Origin of the sequence: Actinoplanes sp. NPDC023714 (genome assembly GCF_040639855.1) — a bacterium.
In the GTDB taxonomy this organism is placed as follows: domain Bacteria; phylum Actinomycetota; class Actinomycetes; order Mycobacteriales; family Micromonosporaceae; genus Actinoplanes.
Window position 1 is genome coordinate 637,706 of record NZ_JBFAAR010000004.1, and the last position, 14,917, is coordinate 652,622.

15 protein-coding genes and 1 pseudogene are annotated in these 14,917 nt (G+C 70.4%); 13 read left to right on the top strand and 3 right to left on the bottom strand.

Going from position 1 to position 14,917, the window contains the following annotated elements; translation table 11 throughout:
- Positions 1-6 precede the first annotated feature (6 nt).
- The gene (locus AB0G10_RS22185) at positions 7-831 is read right to left on the bottom strand and encodes an SGNH/GDSL hydrolase family protein (protein WP_360924610.1); all 825 of its coding nucleotides are present in this window, start codon (positions 829-831) and stop codon (positions 7-9) included.
- A 35-nt stretch (positions 832-866) separates the two neighbouring features.
- Between AB0G10_RS22185 and AB0G10_RS22190 the strand changes: the two genes are divergently transcribed.
- The 12 genes and pseudogenes from AB0G10_RS22190 (at position 867) to AB0G10_RS22245 (ending at position 12,228) form a co-directional block, all read left to right on the top strand.
- On the top strand, positions 867-1,169 hold the full coding sequence (locus tag AB0G10_RS22190) for a SelT/SelW/SelH family protein (RefSeq protein ID WP_360924612.1): 303 nt from the start codon (positions 867-869) through the stop codon (positions 1,167-1,169).
- 22 nt (positions 1,170-1,191) lie between these two features.
- Positions 1,192-2,283 (top strand): ionic transporter y4hA, encoded by a 1,092-nt coding sequence (locus tag AB0G10_RS22195; protein ID WP_360924614.1) that lies wholly within the window; start codon positions 1,192-1,194, stop codon positions 2,281-2,283.
- Positions 2,284-2,335: 52 nt separating this feature from the next.
- Positions 2,336-3,322 carry a permease gene (locus tag AB0G10_RS22200; protein WP_360924617.1) on the top strand — a complete coding sequence of 329 codons (987 nt, stop codon included), beginning with the start codon at positions 2,336-2,338 and terminating at the stop codon, positions 3,320-3,322.
- Positions 3,319-3,495 (top strand): annotated as a pseudogene (locus AB0G10_RS22205) (TIGR03943 family protein); the annotation flags it as partial. The gene AB0G10_RS22200 and the pseudogene AB0G10_RS22205, both read left to right, overlap by 4 nt.
- A 357-nt stretch (positions 3,496-3,852) precedes the next feature.
- Positions 3,853-4,404, top strand: coding sequence for a TIGR03943 family protein (locus tag AB0G10_RS22210; protein ID WP_360925018.1), 552 nt, complete (start codon positions 3,853-3,855; stop codon positions 4,402-4,404).
- On the top strand, positions 4,401-5,513 hold the full coding sequence (locus tag AB0G10_RS22215; RefSeq protein ID WP_360924619.1) for a hypothetical protein: 1,113 nt from the start codon (positions 4,401-4,403) through the stop codon (positions 5,511-5,513). Before AB0G10_RS22210 ends, AB0G10_RS22215 begins: the two co-directional genes overlap by 4 nt.
- 162 nt (positions 5,514-5,675) lie before the next feature.
- Positions 5,676-7,046: an alanine racemase gene (locus AB0G10_RS22220; protein WP_360924622.1), complete on the top strand. Its 1,371-nt coding sequence runs from the start codon at positions 5,676-5,678 to the stop codon at positions 7,044-7,046.
- Complete coding sequence (locus AB0G10_RS22225) at positions 7,043-8,347, top strand: pyridoxal-phosphate dependent enzyme (protein WP_360924625.1); 1,305 nt, start codon at positions 7,043-7,045, stop codon at positions 8,345-8,347. Before AB0G10_RS22220 ends, AB0G10_RS22225 begins: the two co-directional genes overlap by 4 nt.
- 76 nt (positions 8,348-8,423) lie before the next feature.
- Positions 8,424-9,503: an aminotransferase class V-fold PLP-dependent enzyme gene (locus AB0G10_RS22230; RefSeq protein WP_360924628.1), complete on the top strand. Its 1,080-nt coding sequence runs from the start codon at positions 8,424-8,426 to the stop codon at positions 9,501-9,503.
- Positions 9,504-9,608: 105 nt separating this feature from the next.
- Positions 9,609-10,418 carry a methyltransferase domain-containing protein gene (locus AB0G10_RS22235; RefSeq protein WP_360924631.1) on the top strand — a complete coding sequence of 270 codons (810 nt, stop codon included), beginning with the start codon at positions 9,609-9,611 and terminating at the stop codon, positions 10,416-10,418.
- 409 nt (positions 10,419-10,827) lie between these two features.
- A complete protein-coding gene (locus AB0G10_RS22240; protein WP_360924633.1) occupies positions 10,828-11,463 on the top strand; it encodes a copper resistance CopC family protein in 636 nt (211 codons plus the stop codon).
- 45 nt (positions 11,464-11,508) lie between these two features.
- On the top strand, positions 11,509-12,228 hold the full coding sequence (locus tag AB0G10_RS22245; RefSeq protein ID WP_360924636.1) for a YcnI family protein: 720 nt from the start codon (positions 11,509-11,511) through the stop codon (positions 12,226-12,228).
- A gap of 55 nt (positions 12,229-12,283) precedes the next feature.
- On the opposite strand, the gene AB0G10_RS22250 is transcribed toward AB0G10_RS22245, so the two are convergent.
- Positions 12,284-12,844 (bottom strand): GNAT family N-acetyltransferase, encoded by a 561-nt coding sequence (locus AB0G10_RS22250; RefSeq protein WP_360924639.1) that lies wholly within the window; start codon positions 12,842-12,844, stop codon positions 12,284-12,286.
- Between the two features lie 72 nt (positions 12,845-12,916).
- On the bottom strand, positions 12,917-13,258 hold the full coding sequence (locus tag AB0G10_RS22255) for an MmcQ/YjbR family DNA-binding protein (protein ID WP_360924642.1): 342 nt from the start codon (positions 13,256-13,258) through the stop codon (positions 12,917-12,919).
- Positions 13,259-13,442: 184 nt separating this feature from the next.
- Here AB0G10_RS22255 and AB0G10_RS22260 point away from each other — a divergent pair, with 184 nt between their 5' ends.
- The gene (locus AB0G10_RS22260; RefSeq protein WP_360924645.1) at positions 13,443-14,393 is read left to right on the top strand and encodes a sulfite exporter TauE/SafE family protein; all 951 of its coding nucleotides are present in this window, start codon (positions 13,443-13,445) and stop codon (positions 14,391-14,393) included.
- Positions 14,394-14,917 lie beyond the last annotated feature (524 nt).

Consider the following 14,917-nt stretch of genomic DNA (forward strand, 5'->3'; position numbering starts at 1 on the left):
TCATCTTCAGCGGGTCACGTTCAAGAGCACCTTCGCGTACGCCTCGTAGCCGTCGGCATTCGGGTGGAACGACTCGGAGACGGTGTCGGCGACCGCGTTGATCCACGGGTCCTTCGTGCACGCCTCGTGGCCCGCGAAGATGATCCGCCCGTCCACGTAGGTGAAGCCCGGGTGCTTCGCGACGGCCGCGGCGATCACCTCGGAGAGCGTGTCCGAGGCCTCGTTGAGGATCTTGCGGCGGGCGTCGTTCAGGTCGCACTTCGTCCCGCCGCCCGGGTCGGCGACCAGGTGCGGGTAGCCGACCACGTAGACCTTCGCGTTCGGGGCGGCGTCGCGGATTTTGGTGTAGAGGCCGTCGAGCGAGGCCGGCAGGCTCTTCTCCATCGTCCCGGTCGCGTTCGTGACCGACTGCGTGCAGCTCTGGTCGGAGCCGAGCAGGCACTGCTGGAGGCCCGCGACGAAGCCGACGTCGTTGCCGCCGACCGTCAGCGTGACCCAGCCGGTCCTCTCGTTCAGCGCGGCGAGCTGGCGGGTGGCGACCGTGTTGATCACCGCGCCGCTGCACGCGTTGTTGAGGGTGGCGCCCAGGCCGTCCCTACCGTCGATCCACAGCTGCGGGTACGACCTGTCCTTGCTGACCAGGCAGCTCGTGTCGGCGTAGTTGCCGGCACCGAGGCCCGCCGCGTAGGAGTCGCCGAGGGCGACGTAGTCGCTCGCCACCACGACTGCCGGGGCCTTCTCCTCGACCTGCTCCTCGACCTGCTCCTCGGAACACCCCGCAACAAGCAGCGCGAAGGCGACGAATCCGGCGATCCAACCTGGCTTGAACACTCGACGATCCTTCCAGACCCGGCATACTCGGTCGCGTGCCGACACCCCGCCTCGAAATCGAATACTGCACGCAGTGCCGCTGGCTGCTCCGGGCCGCCTGGACCGCGCAGGAGCTCCTCACCACGTTCGCGACCGAGCTCGGCGAGGTGGCGCTGGTCCCCGGGATCGGCGGCGTCTTCGAGATCCGGCTCGACGGGGAGACGCTCTGGTCCCGGAAGGCCGAGGGCGGCTTCCCCGAGGTGCCGCCGCTCAAGCGCATGGTCCGGGACCGGATCGCCCCGGATCGCGACCTTGGCCACAGTGATCGCAAGACGGCTGGAACACCGGGCGAGAGCTGAGCCGCTTTGGCAGAGTTGAACGATGAACCTCAAGATCTTCTCGCAGTGGACGGTCGCCTTGCCCGTCCTGTCGGTCGCGGCCCTCGTCCTGACCTGGGGCCGCGACCTGCCACCACCCCTCGTGGTCGTGGTGGCGCTGCTGCTCGGCGGCGCGGTCCTGGCGGCCGTGCACCACGCCGAGGTGGTCGCGCACCGGGTCGGTGAGCCGTACGGGTCGCTGATCCTCGCGGTCGCGGTCACCGTGATCGAGGTGGCGCTCATCGTCACCCTGATGATCAGCGGCGGCGAGAAGTCCCAGTCGCTCGCCCGCGACACCGTCTTCGCCGCCGTGATGATCACCGTGAACGGCATCCTCGGCATCTCGCTGCTCGTCGGCGCGGTCCGCCGCCGGATCGCGGTCTTCAACCCCGAGGGTACGGGCGGAGCGCTCGCCACCGTCGCGGCGATCGCCACGCTCAGCCTGGTCCTGCCCACCTTCACGACGAGCCGTCCCGGCCCGCAGTTCTCGCCGGCGCAGCTCGGGTTCGCCGCCGTCGTCTCGCTCGGCCTCTACCTGCTCTTCGTGGGCGTGCAGACCCGCCGGCACCGGGACTACTTCATGCCGATCACCACCGAGGGGGAGGTGATCGACAGCGAGGAGCACCTGGAGCCGCCGTCCGGGCGCACCGCCCTGAACAGCCTCGGCCTGCTGCTGCTGGCGCTCGTCGCGGTGGTCGGCCTCGCGAAGGGGATCTCGCCGTCGATCGAGTCGGGGGTGGCCTCGGCCGGCCTGCCGCACTCCGTGGTCGGCGTGGTGATCGCCCTGCTGGTGCTGCTGCCGGAGACCATCGCGGCGGTCCGCGCGGCCGCCCGCGACCGCATGCAGACCAGCCTGAACCTGGCCCTCGGCTCGGCCATGGCCAGCATCGGACTGACCATTCCGGCCATCGCCGCCGCGATGATCTGGCTGGAGGGCCCGCTGCTGCTGGGCCTCGGCGGCACGCAGATGGTGCTGCTCGTGCTCACCTTCGTGGTCGGCACGCTCACCGTGGTCCCCGGCCGCGCGAACATCCTCCAGGGTGGCCTGCACCTCGGCCTGCTCGCGGTCTTCCTGTTCCTCGCGGCAAGCCCGTGATCACTCGATAGTGATCCGTGGTTTTCCCGGGGCTGCCGGTAAATTCTGACCGGTGACTCTGCTGAAGGATCCCCCGGCCGGCACGGAGCGCCGGGGGATCGGTTCGGTCGAGGTCCTCGCCGCCGTCCTGATCCTCCTGGTGATCTTCCGGGGCCCGCTCTCCGGCGTGGTGTCCGGCCCCCGGCTGCAGACCTGGACCACCGTATTCGTCTCGGTGCTGGTCCAGGCCGTCCCGTTCCTGGTCTTCGGCGTGCTGCTCTCGGCCGTCATCGCGGTCTTCGTGCCGAGCTCGTTCTGGGCCCGGGCGCTGCCCCGCCGCCCCGCCCTCGCCGTACCGGCCGCGAGCCTCGCCGGCGTGGTCCTGCCCGGCTGCGAGTGCGGCAGCGTCCCGGTCGCCGGCTCCCTGATCCGCCGCGGCGTCACCCCGGCCGCCGCCCTCGCCTTCCTGCTGGCCGCCCCCGCGATCAACCCGATCGTGCTGACCGCCACGGCGGTGGCCTTCCCCGGCAACCCGGAGATGGTGCTGGCGAGGGCCGTCGCGAGCCTGGCCGTGGCGGTCCTGATGGGCTGGCTGTGGCTGCGCCTCGGCCGCGCCGACTGGATCCGCCTGCCGCACCGCCCGCACCACGACGGCGCCTCGAAGGGCGAGGCCTTCTGGTCCGCGGTCCGCCACGACGTCGTCCACGCCGGAGGCTTCCTGGTGCTGGGCGCCGCGGCCGCCGCCACGATCAACGTGGTGGTGCCGGAGTCCTGGCTGCAGACGCTGGCCTCGTACCCGATCCTCTCGATCCTGGCCCTCGCCGTCCTCGCCGTGCTCCTCTCGATCTGCAGCGAGGCCGACGCCTTCGTGGCGGCGTCGCTCTCCCAGTTCTCGCTGACCTCCCGCCTCGTCTTCCTGGTCGTCGGCCCGATGGTCGACCTCAAGCTGATCGCCATGCAGACCGGCATCCTCGGCCGCGCCTTCGCCGCCCGCTTCGCCCCGGCCACCTTCGCCCTGGCCGTGCTGGCCGGCACGCTGACCGGGCTGGTCCTGCTGTGAGCCGCGCGGCGCAGGCGGTGATCCTGCTCCTCCTCGGCGGCGCCGTCCTGAAGGCCTCCCTGACCGATCTGCATCTGCGTTATGTCAAGGAGGGCCTGCGGCCCTTCCTCCTCCTGGCGGGCGCGGTCCTGGTGCTCACGGCGCTCTTCACCCTCTGGTACGACCACCGCCCCCGCCGCTCTCCCTCCACGCCCCAACCCACGCCGCCGCCCGAGCCCGGCCCTCTCGCCGCGCCGGACCCCTTCGCAGGGGCCGACCCCTTCTCCATGCCGGACTCCCGGGCCGTGCCGGACTCCCGGGCCGTGCCGGACTCCCGGGCCGTGCCGGACTTCCGGGCCGTGCCGGACTTCCGGGCCGTGCCGGACTTCCGGGCCGTGCCGGACTTCCGGGCCGTGCCGGACTCCCGGGCCGTGCCGGACTCCCGGGCCGTGCCGGACCGTCTCGCCGCTGCCGACCATCTCCCCGCGCCCGACCGACTTTCGCCACGGTCGCCCTCCTCTCCCTCGCCCGACATTTCGGATTTGTCGGGCATGGGGGAGCTGCGGCATGCGGACGGCGCGAGCGATGGCCCGGACGACCACGCGCATCATGAGCCCCGGGTCGGGTGGTTGCTGCTGCTTCCCGTGATCGGGTTGCTGCTCGTGGCGCCGCCCGCTCTCGGGTCCTTCACCGCCGACCAGTCGGGGACGCTTCCCGCCGCGGCCGAGTCCGACTACGGGCCGCTTCCGGAAGGGGATCCGGTGCCGGTGGGGCTGCTCGACTACGCGTCGCGGAGCATCTATGACGACGGGCGCAGTCTGGCGGGACGCCGGTTGGAGCTCACCGGTTTCCTGAGCATCGGACCGGACGGCGGGCCCATGCTCGCCCGCATCGTGGTGAGCTGTTGCGCGGCCGACGGGCGGCCGATCAAGGTCGGGCTCCGTGGTGGGCCGGTGATCGACGTTCCGGGCGGTACGTGGGTGCGGGTCACCGGCCGGCACAGCACGCAGCGGGCCAAGGACCCGGTGAACCAGGCCGACATCGCCTACCTCGAGGTCGAACAGTGGCAGCCGATCACTCCGCCGAAACAGCAGTACGAGTGAACCGCAAGACGATCAGCCTCGCCGTCGCCCTGGCCGCGGCCGTGGCGCTGCTGGCCGGCGGGCTGCCCGAGCAGAAGAGCGCGCCCCTGCCGCCGACGGCGGCCCGGCCGGCGCTCGCGCAGGCCTGGCCGGATGCGGCCCGCGCCGACCTCCGCGATCTGGGCCTGGAGCCGCTGCTCTTCCTGGACGTCACCACCGCCGTCGGAACCGCCGACACCAGCGACGGCCAGCACACCCGCCTCATCATCAAATATGCCGAAAAATCGGGTAAGGGGGGCGTGAGCGGCGGCGGTCCGAGCGGCGGCAATCCGGACGGTGGCCGCGAGCGTGAACTGCGGCGTCTCCCCGCCGACTCCCGGTTCGACAACCTGACCAAGGCCGGGAACGAACTGCTCTGGACCGAGACGGGGGAGTCCGGGGGCACCGAGATCTGGGCGCTCGACCTGACCGCGGACGAAAACCCCCGGCGGCTCACGGGGGACACCGGGAACATCCTGCTCTACGGCGGGCAGCATGACCTCGTGACGGCCGGCGGCCGGGTGCACTGGGCCGCCGCCGACGGGGACTCGACGACCGAGATCCGGTCGGTGGCGTTGACGGGCGGTGCGGTCACCACGGAGACCCGGAAGGGGCAGTGGGCCCTCGCCGCCTGGCCCTGGCTGACCAGTGACGTGGGCGGGCAGGCCGGGGAGATCACGCTGCACAACCTGGAGAGCGGCGAGGAGAAGCGGATCACGGCGGGCCCGGCCGAGTGGACGATGTGCACGCCCGCCTGGTGCCGGGTGATGGTCAACAACGGTGAGGGGCTGGCCCGGATCGACCTCATGCGGCCGGACGGCAGCGAGCGCCGCCGGATCGCCGGGCCGGGGACGCAGGCCGCCGTGAACGACATCGCGGTCCTGGACCGGTTCGAGATCCTCTCCGAGACCCGTCCCGACTCCGATCTCACCGGCACGGCCGGCCTGGTGGTCCACGACGTCCGGACGCAGCGGACGGTCACCCTGTCGGTCGCGGCCGACCTGGCCGCGAGCCGCGACGGCATGCTCTGGTGGTCGACCGGGGATCGGGAGGCGACGGTGTGGCACACCCTCGACCTCCGTACGGTGTGACGCAACGCTCCGTATTCACTCTTTTGCCGAGAGTGGTCGATTCGGTTACGTTGGGAGCGCGCCGGAGAGACCCCCGGGAGTCGACAGACGATGCTGTTCCTGAAACCGAGAATCGATCCGCTCACTCAATCCCTTCTCGATGACGGCGAGCTTCTGGGACGGATGGTGGACGGTCTCGGCTCCCCGCTCAACGTGGTTCTGCCGCAGCGCGCCGGGGAGAACGTCGCCAGGTTCCGCACGGCGTACAGAAAGCATCGGCTCTCTGGCCGAATCTATTTCGCACACAAGGCGAACCGCTCATCCGCCCTGCTCAGGGAGTTCGCGGCGACCGAGGCGGGCGCCGACGTGGCCTCGCTGGGCGAGCTCCAGCACGCGCTCGCGAGCGGCTTCCCGCCGGATCGGATCATGGCGACCGGGCCGAAGGATCGCGAGTACCTCTGGCTCGCCGCGCGCACCGGCGTGATCGTCAACGCGGACTCGGCGGAGGAGCTGCGTGAGCTGGCGGCGATGGTGGCAGCCCGAGGGCTGCCGCGGGTGCGGATCATGGTGCGCCTGTCGCGCTTCGAGACTTCGGGTGTACGGGTGCAGAGCCGCCGCAGCAGGTTCGGCGTCCCGGCGGCCGCGCTCGCCGGGGTCCTCGACCTGATCGCCGCCTCCGGGGACGCACTCGAGCTGGTCGGGGTCGCCTATCACCTGGACACCGTCGAGGTGCGGGAGAAGGCCGTCGCGCTGGAGGGCTGTCTCGCGGCGCTCGACGAGTGCCGGGAGCGGGGGATGCGGCCCTGGTCGCTCGACATCGGCGGCGGGTTCGGGGTGAACTACCTGGCCGACGCGGGGGAGTGGGAGCGGTACACCTCGGAGCTGGCCCAGGCCGTCCTCGGCAACCGGCCGCCGCTCACCTGGGACGGCCACGGATACGGCCTGCGCGCCGAGGGCGGGACCCTGCGCGGCGCGCTCGCCGTCTACGCGGCGCACCGCCCGGTCGCCGGCGCCGACTACCTGGACCGGCTGCTCGGCACGGACGCGCCCGGTCTGCGCCGGCCGCTCGGCGAGCTGCTGCTGGATCACATGTACGACCTCGACGTCGAACCCGGCCGGGCCCTGCTCGACCAGTGCGGGCTCGTCCTGGCGCGGGTCGTCGAGGTCCGCGAGGACGGCGGCGACACCCTGGTGCGGCTCGCCGGCAACGCCCGGGACATCGGCCTCGAGGAGCACGGCGTGCTGATGGACCCGGTCCTCGTACCCGGGAAGGGGTCTTCCGGAAATGGGGCGGCCGGCGTCTTCCTGCTCGGGAATCTGTGCCTGGAATCGGACCTGATCACCCGGCGGAAAGTGTTCCTGCCGCGGATTCCGGAGCCCGGCGATCTGCTGGCGTTCGTGAACACGGCCGGCTACCTCATGGATTTCACCGCGACCGAGGCGCTGCATCAGCCGGCCGCCCGGAAGGTGGCGGTCTACCACGCCGGTGGGACGTGGCAATGGCGCCTCGACGAGAACTACTGGCCCGTTCACGCGCAGCCGGAGGTGCCATGAGATACGACGACATCACCGAGGCCATCGGCAACACCCCGCTGGTCCGGATCGACCCGGATGTGCACGGCCTCGCGAACATCGACCTCTACGCCAAGATGGAGTTCCTGAACCCGTTCGGATCGGTGAAGGACCGGGCCGCGTGGAGCATGGTCCGGCCCCTTCTCGACGACGCGGCGGGCCGCCGGGACACCGTCGTGGAACTGTCGAGCGGGAACACCGCGAAGGCGCTCGCGCTGATCGCCGGAATGTACGGCCTGCCGTTCAAAAGCGTCACGAACCGGATGAAGATCCCCGAGATCAAGGACCTGTTGCTGCTGCTCGGGGCCGAGATCGAGGAACTGCCGGGGCGGTCCGAATGCCTCGACCCGGCGGACACCGACGACCCGCTCACCCGGATGTACCGCACCCTGCAATCGAGCGGCGGATACGTCCACACCGATCAATACTTCAACGAGCGCAACGCCGACGCCCACTTCTCCGGAACGGGCCAGGAGATCGTGAAGGATCTCGACGGCCGGGCCCCCGACTATTTCATCGCCTGCGTCGGGACGGCGGGTTCCTCGACCGGGGTGGCCCGTGCCCTGCGCGCCTCCGGCGGCGACAGCACCATCGTCGGGCTGGTGGCCGCGAAAAGCGACTTCATCCCCGGCATCCGGACCATCGACGAGGTGCACGAGGTCGGCCTTTTCGACCCTTCCGTGTACGACACCATCGAGACGGTGACGGCCGACGAGGCGATCGACGGGCTTCTCACCCTGGTGCGCCGCTGCGGAACCCTCGCGGGGCCGACCGGGGGCGGCGCCTATCAAGGGGCGGTGCGCTATCTCCGTACCCTTGATGGCTCTTTGAAATCGCGGAAGACGGCTGTCTTCATCGTCTGTGATCGCGTCGAAAGCTATATGAGCTATCTGCGCGAGCGGAGGCCGTCGCTGTTCGGCCGGCCGCCGCGGCGTAACTCGATCGGGACCCTGACCCCTGAAGAGATCGCCGCGGCGCCCCGCGTGACCGGATCTGATCCCTTCGTGCGGGACGCCCTCGTGGTCGATCTGCGGAGCCCGTTCGCCTATCAGGCGCTGCACATCGAGGGCTCGATCAACATCGGCGAGGACGTGTTCGGCGAGATGATCCAGGCGGGTCTGCCGTTCAGCCGCAGGCAGCCGGTGCTGCTGGTGTGCCCGGTGGGGGAGAAGTCGGCCGCCTTCGCCGCGCTGCTGACACGGATGGGGCATCCGGCGGCGCGGTCGTTGGAGGGCGGGATCATCGGGTGGCGGGATGCGGGTTCGCCGCTGGTGCGTGACTGAAATGGATCTGACTGACTGGCATCGGTCGCTGCGTGCGCAGTTTCCGCAGATAGTCGATAATCCCGACATTTCGTATTTGGACAACGCGGCTACGTCGCAGAAGCCGCGGGCGGTCCTCGACGCGGTCTTCGGGTATCTGACCACGGGGAATGCGAACGCGGGCCGGGGCACCTATCCGTGGGCCAACAGGACGACGGAGTTGATCGACGAGGCGCGGCATCGGTTGCGACGGTTTATTTCCGACATTTCCGGAATGTCGGGCGTGCATTTCACGAGCGGCACGACCGAGGGGCTGCGTGCCGTCGCCCGGGACTGGCTGCTGCCCCAGCTGAAGCCCGGCGACGAGATCCTGGTGCCGCACGCCGACCACAGCGCGAACCTGCTGCCGTGGGAGGAGGCGGCCGCGCTCTCCGGAGCGGTGGTCCGATCGCTGCCCTACGACGCGGCGCACGACTACGCCTTCCGGGATCTCTCGGTGGGGCCGCGGACCCGGCTCATCGCGGCCACACACGTGCACCACGTCTACGGCAACGACATGAACGTGCACCGCCTCCGCGCCCTCGCCCCGGACGTGCCGATCTGCCTCGACGCGGCGCAGAGCTTCGGCCACCTGCCGATCTCGGTGGCCGACCTGGACGTCGACTTCGTGGTCTTCTCCGGCCACAAGGCGATGGCGCTGCCCGGCGTCGGCGCGATCTGGTCCCGCAACGAGCGCGGCCCGGAGTTCCGCCCCGGCGGCTGGGCCGGCTCCCCGAACACGGCCGGCATCGTCAGCCTCGCCGCCGCCATGGACTGGCTCGACGACGCCGGCCTCGACCGGATCGAGACCTGGAACCGTACCCTCGGCGCGCGCCTCACCGACGGCCTCGCCGCGATGCCCGACTACGAGGTGCTCGGCTGCCAGCAGAGCCTCGCCGCCACCTCCCCGGTCCAGCAGCGTCACGGCATCGTCGCCTTCCGGCACCGCGAGATCAGCTCCGGCGACCTCGGCTTCATCCTCGCCGCCGAGGGCCTCCTGGTCCGCTCCGACGCCCATTGCCAGGCCGTCGCAGGAGAGAAGACCTCATCGGTACGGGTGAGCGTCCACGCCTACAACTCACCCGCCGAGATCGACCGTCTCCTGGAGGTCCTGCAGCGTCTTTCCGGCATGTCATGAAATTTCCGGTCATCGCCTGCTAGAACGGTGTCGTCGCCATGCGCCGGTGTCTTCGCTTGGCCGCCGAGAGCCACCGTTCAGCAGAGCAGTGCCGAGGAGCCCTCCATGCCCGCCACCGAAGCCTCGGCCGCTCCGCTCACGTCACCCCTTCCAGACCCGGCGGCTTCCTCGGACCCGGCGTCTCTCGACCCGGCGTCTCTCCCGGACCTGGCGGCCGTCGCTTCCCGGCGCTTGGCCTGGGATGACGCGATGGCCGCCTTCCTCCCCGGCATGGCGTCCCTCGAACGCACCATCGCCACCACCGCCGAAGCCGTCCTCGGCCGCCCACCGTCCCGCATCCTCGACCTCGGCGGAGGCCCCGGCCGCTTCGCCGAACGCCTCACCGCCCGCTGGCCCACCACCCGCATCACCGTCGTCGACCTCGACCCGGTGCTGCTGGCCCTGGCCCGAACCGCGCTGCCGCCCTCGGTCACCATGATCGCCGCCGACCTGACCGGCCCGTCCTGGCCCGCGCTGACCGGCGACGGCTACCACCTGGTGACCGCCGTGATGGCCGTCCACTACCTGGACGCCCGGCAGATCGCCGCCCTCTACCGCCGGGCGCATGCGGTGCTGGCCCCCGGAGGCGTACTCGTCGTAGCCGACGTGATGCCCGACCCCCACCTCCCGGCGGTCATGACCGCCCTGGCCTCCGCCGGCCCACCCGCGGACGCCTGTTCGAACTGGTGGTCCACCCTCCCCGGCGTACCCGGCCTGGGCCCGCTGCTGTCCCAGCGTGCCGAGGCCTTCGGACACCCGCCCGCCGAGTTCACCGCGGACGCCGGCTGGCACGCCTCCGCGGTACGGGCGGCCGGCTTCACCGAGGCGGGCCTCATCTGGCGCGAATCCCGCCACGCAGCCCTGGCAGCCCGCTGACCCGTTCGTCGCGGCGACGCCCGTCTTGTCGCCCTCCCGTGCAGCCACCCGGGCCTGGCTGTACGCCGTGGCTGTCTCGACGCCCGTTTTGTCGCTCTCCCATGCAGCCACCCAGGCCTGGCTGTACGCCGTGGCTGTCTCGACGCCCGTTTTGTCGCTCTCCCGTGCAGCCACCCAGCGTGGCTGTACGCCATGGCTGGCCCGGCGCCCGTTTTGTCGCTCTCTCGTGCAGCCGGACACGGCGAGCTGTGCGCCAGGACCGGGGGCGGGAAAGTCGTGGGAACCAGAGGGGCGCGAGTGGCGACTAACGGGCGACGGTGGTGGACCCGACCCGGCAGCGGGCTCGGATCCGGCCCGTACCAAGCTGACGTGGACCGTCACGTAGCCGCGCCTCATGGAGAAGGACCGCATGGATGACACCGAGACCCGCCGCGCCGCCCGGCTGCCCGGACGTACGCCGGCCCGGATGCTGCTCGCCCTGGCTGCGATGTTCGCCGTGCTGGTGCCGGGCGCGCCGGCCTGGGCCCACAACGCGCTGACCGAGGCGAGCCCGGCCAAGAACGCGGAACTGAAGAAGGCGCCGGACGGCGTGAAGCTGAAGTTCCTGCAGAAGCTCGACCCGGACTACACGGTCATCGCGGTCACCGACGCCGGGAAGCAGAAGGTCGCCACGTCCGAGCCGAAGATCGACGGCGGTACCGGAAGTGTGACTTTCGACGAGCCGCTGACGAACGGCGTCTACACGGTCGCCTACCAGGTCGTGTCGACGGACGGGCACACCGTGAAGGGTTCGTACAAGTTCATGCTCGACGACCCGGCCGCGGCGGTGCCCAGCGAAGAAGCGGCACCGAGCGAAGAAGCGGCACCCAGCGCGGCCGCGGCACCCAGTGAAGCGCCCAGCAACCCGAACGTCAGCGACGCCTACTCGTCCGAGCTGACCCTCACCAACGATTCCTCCCCGCTGGGCTGGATCGCCGGCGTAGCCGTCCTGATCTTCGCGGGCGCCGCCGCGTTCGTGATCATCCGCCGGCGTAAGAAGTCCTGAAAAAAAGCCGAAAAACCCGAAAAAACTGGAAAAGGCTGAAAACTGATGAAGCAACCAGTCCTCCGCCGCGCCGCCGCCGTCTCCGCCGTGGCGGCCGCCTTCGTGCTGGCCGTGGCCTCCCCCGCCGCGGCGCACGTGACGGTCAACCCGAGCACCGCCACGCAGGGCGGCTACACCAAGGTGTCGTTCCGGGTGCCGAACGAGAGTGACACGGCGTCGACGACGAAGCTCGAGGTCAACCTGCCGATCGAGACCCCGGTCGGCTCGGTGTCGCTCAAGCCGGTTCCGGGCTGGACCGCTGCCACCGAGAAGTCGAAGCTGGACACCCCGGTCGAGGTGCACGGCGCGCCGCTCACCGAGGCCGTCTCGAAGATCACCTGGACCGCCGCGAAGGGCTCGGAGATCAAGCCGGGCACGTTCCAGGAGTTCGACGTGTCGCTCGGCCCGCTGCCGGCCGTCGACCAGATGGTCTTCAAGGCGCTGCAGACGTACTCGGACGGCAACGTGGTCCGCTGGATCGACGAGCCCACGACGGACGGCACCGAGCCGGAGTCCCCGGCCCCGGTGCTGAAGCTGGCCGCCGCGACCGGCGCGGAGGCCGCGGGCGCCGCGTCGCCGGCCGCTCCGACCGCGACCGTTGAGGCGTCCGAGGAGAGCGACGACGACGGCGGCAGCCCGGTGTGGGGCATCGCCGGCCTGGTCGCCGGTCTCGCCGGCCTGATCCTCGGCCTGCTCGCCTACCGCAAGGCCTCCCAGAAGGCATAGACCGGGCGTTGAAGGGGTCGCCGAAAGGGGACCCCTTCAAAAAACAACAAGAAGACTATCGGGAAGAGCTCAACGGCAACGCCCGGACCAGCATCCGGTGCGAGCGCCACCCCGGGAACGGCACGAGATCCCCGACGTGCTGGAACCTCAGCCGCTGCAGCGCATGCCAGACCCGGGTGTTGGTCTCGGTGACCGCCAGCGCGACGCGTTCCTCCGGGCGCCGGTCCAGCAGGTCGGCCATCATGCGTACGCCGAGACGGTGCTTACGGAACTCGGGGAGCACGAACGCCTCGCAGACCGCGAACGTGCGGCCCTCCCACTCGACCGCCAGGTCCGGGTCCTGCACGTCGGTGAGGTCCCGCCACCAGAGCGTCTCCGGCGGCAGCGGGCACCCCATGACGGTGCCGACGACCTCCCCGTCGACGTAGCCGACGGCCGCCTCGAAGCCGGGCGCCTCGGCGGTCCAGCGCAGCCGGTCCTCCACCGACGGGTCGCTGTGGTCGACGAGGTGCAGATCGGCGGCGTGGACGCGGCGGTAGACGTCGCCCAGCACCTCGAGATCCACGTGTTCGGTGATTTCCACGGCGCTCTTGACGCCGTCCACTTCCAGAGACATGAAAGCCTTTCCCCTACTAAGGTGAGGCTTACCTAATCAAACAGGAAGCGGACAGGCAACCCACAAGTAACTTCAGGACGGCGCGCGCATCCGCCAGGCGTCGGTAACCAGCTCCTCGAGGCGCTCCACCGACACCTCGGGGAGCCGCAGCATCACGAGCGGCAGGCCCTCATAGCTCGGGTGCGTGAAGAACAGGGCAGGTTCGCCGAGCAGGAGAGCTTGCTTCTCCGCCTCGTCACCGACGAAGAGCACTGCCACATCCGTACGAATGACCCGCGCCTTGCCCGGTGAGCGTTCCGGATAGGACCAGACGAACCCCTTGTCGTCCACCCGGAAATCGAAGCCGTCGCTGTCGATCTCGACGACCCCGGGCAGTGCCAGCGCGAGGCGGCGCACGTCGTCCGCGTCAGCCACCGATACCCCTCCCGTGTGAGTGCCATCATCCTGCCATCCCGGTCACCTCACGTGAGACGGCGCTTGCCGCGCGCCACGCGAGCAACTAATCTCCGATCCAATAAATAGGAAATGCAGGCTCGGTCGGCAATGAATGCCGGTCGAAGTGCACGGATCCACCCCATCCACCACTGGCGGTAGAGACATGCAGAAACTTCTCCTCCTGGCCCTCGTCGGCCTGGGAGCCCAGCTCGTCGACGGCTCCCTCGGCATGGCGTACGGCGTCACCTCGACCACGCTGCTGCTCGCGATCGGGACGAACCCGGCCGCCGCGTCGGCGACCGTTCACCTCGCCGAGATCGGCACGACGCTCGTGTCCGGTGTCTCGCACTGGAAGTTCGGCAACGTCGACTGGAAAGTCGTCCTGAAGATCGGTGTGCCGGGCGCCGTCGGCGCGTTCGCGGGCGCGACGTTCCTCTCCAACCTCTCGACCGAGACCGCGGCGCCGCTCATGGCGATCATCCTGCTGGTGCTCGGCCTGTACGTGTTCATCCGGTTCACGTTCCAGGGCCTGCCCAAGGGCCAGCTCGGCAAGCCGCTGCGCAAGCGGTTCCTCGCCCCGCTCGGCGTCGTGGCCGGCTTCGTCGACGCGACCGGTGGCGGCGGCTGGGGCCCGGTCGGCACCCCGGCGATCCTGGCGAGCGGCCGCCTCGAGCCGCGGAAGACGATCGGTTCGATCGACACGAGCGAGTTCCTCATCGCGGTCGCGGCGAGCCTCGGCTTCATCGTCGGCATCGGCAGCGAGGACATCGACTACGGCTGGGTAGCCGCCCTGCTCATCGGCGGCGTCATCGCGGCGCCCATCGCAGCCTGGCTGGTCCGGCACATCCCGCCCCGCGTGCTCGGCGCCGCGGTCGGCGGCCTGATCATCCTGACCAACACCCGCTCCCTGCTACGCAGCGACTGGATCGACGCCCCGGACGCGGTCCGCTACACCTTCTACGCCGTCATCTACGTGGCCTGGGCCGCCGCCCTGATCTACGCGATCAACCAGTACCGCACCCACGCGGCCGAAGACAAGCAGATCATCGCCGAGGCGGAGGCAGCCGCAGCAGCCGGCGAAACCCCCGACGAGAAGGCCCCCACCCCGGCCTGAACCCCCAAAAAGCGCCCAAGCCCCGTTGCACCCCCTCCTCGCCGCGATCTTGATGATCCCCGCAGAGACGGTCCTGCCGGATTCCACAAGATCGCGGCAAGGGCGCGACGCCCAAGCCCAGCCCGTGCCCGCGCCCACCCCGCACTGACGCCCATTGCGCCGCCCCTTTTGCCGCGATCTTGATGATCTCCACAGAGACGGTCCTGCCGGACTTCACAAGATCGCAGCAAAGGCGTGACGCCCAGTCCCGCCCCGACGCCCAGCCCCACGCCCCCGCCCACGCGCCGCCGTCTTGCTGCGATCTTGGTGATTGCGACAGGGACGGTGCTGTCGGACTTCACAAGATCGGGGCGGAGGGGTGACGCCCGCGCCCGTGCGCCGCCGCCTTGCTGCGATCTTGGTGATTGCGACAGGGACGGTGCTGCCGGACTTCACAAGATCGGGGCGGAGGGGTGACGCCCGCGCCCGTGCGCCGCCGCCTTGCTGCGATCTTGGTGATTGCGACAGGGACGGTGCTGCCGGAC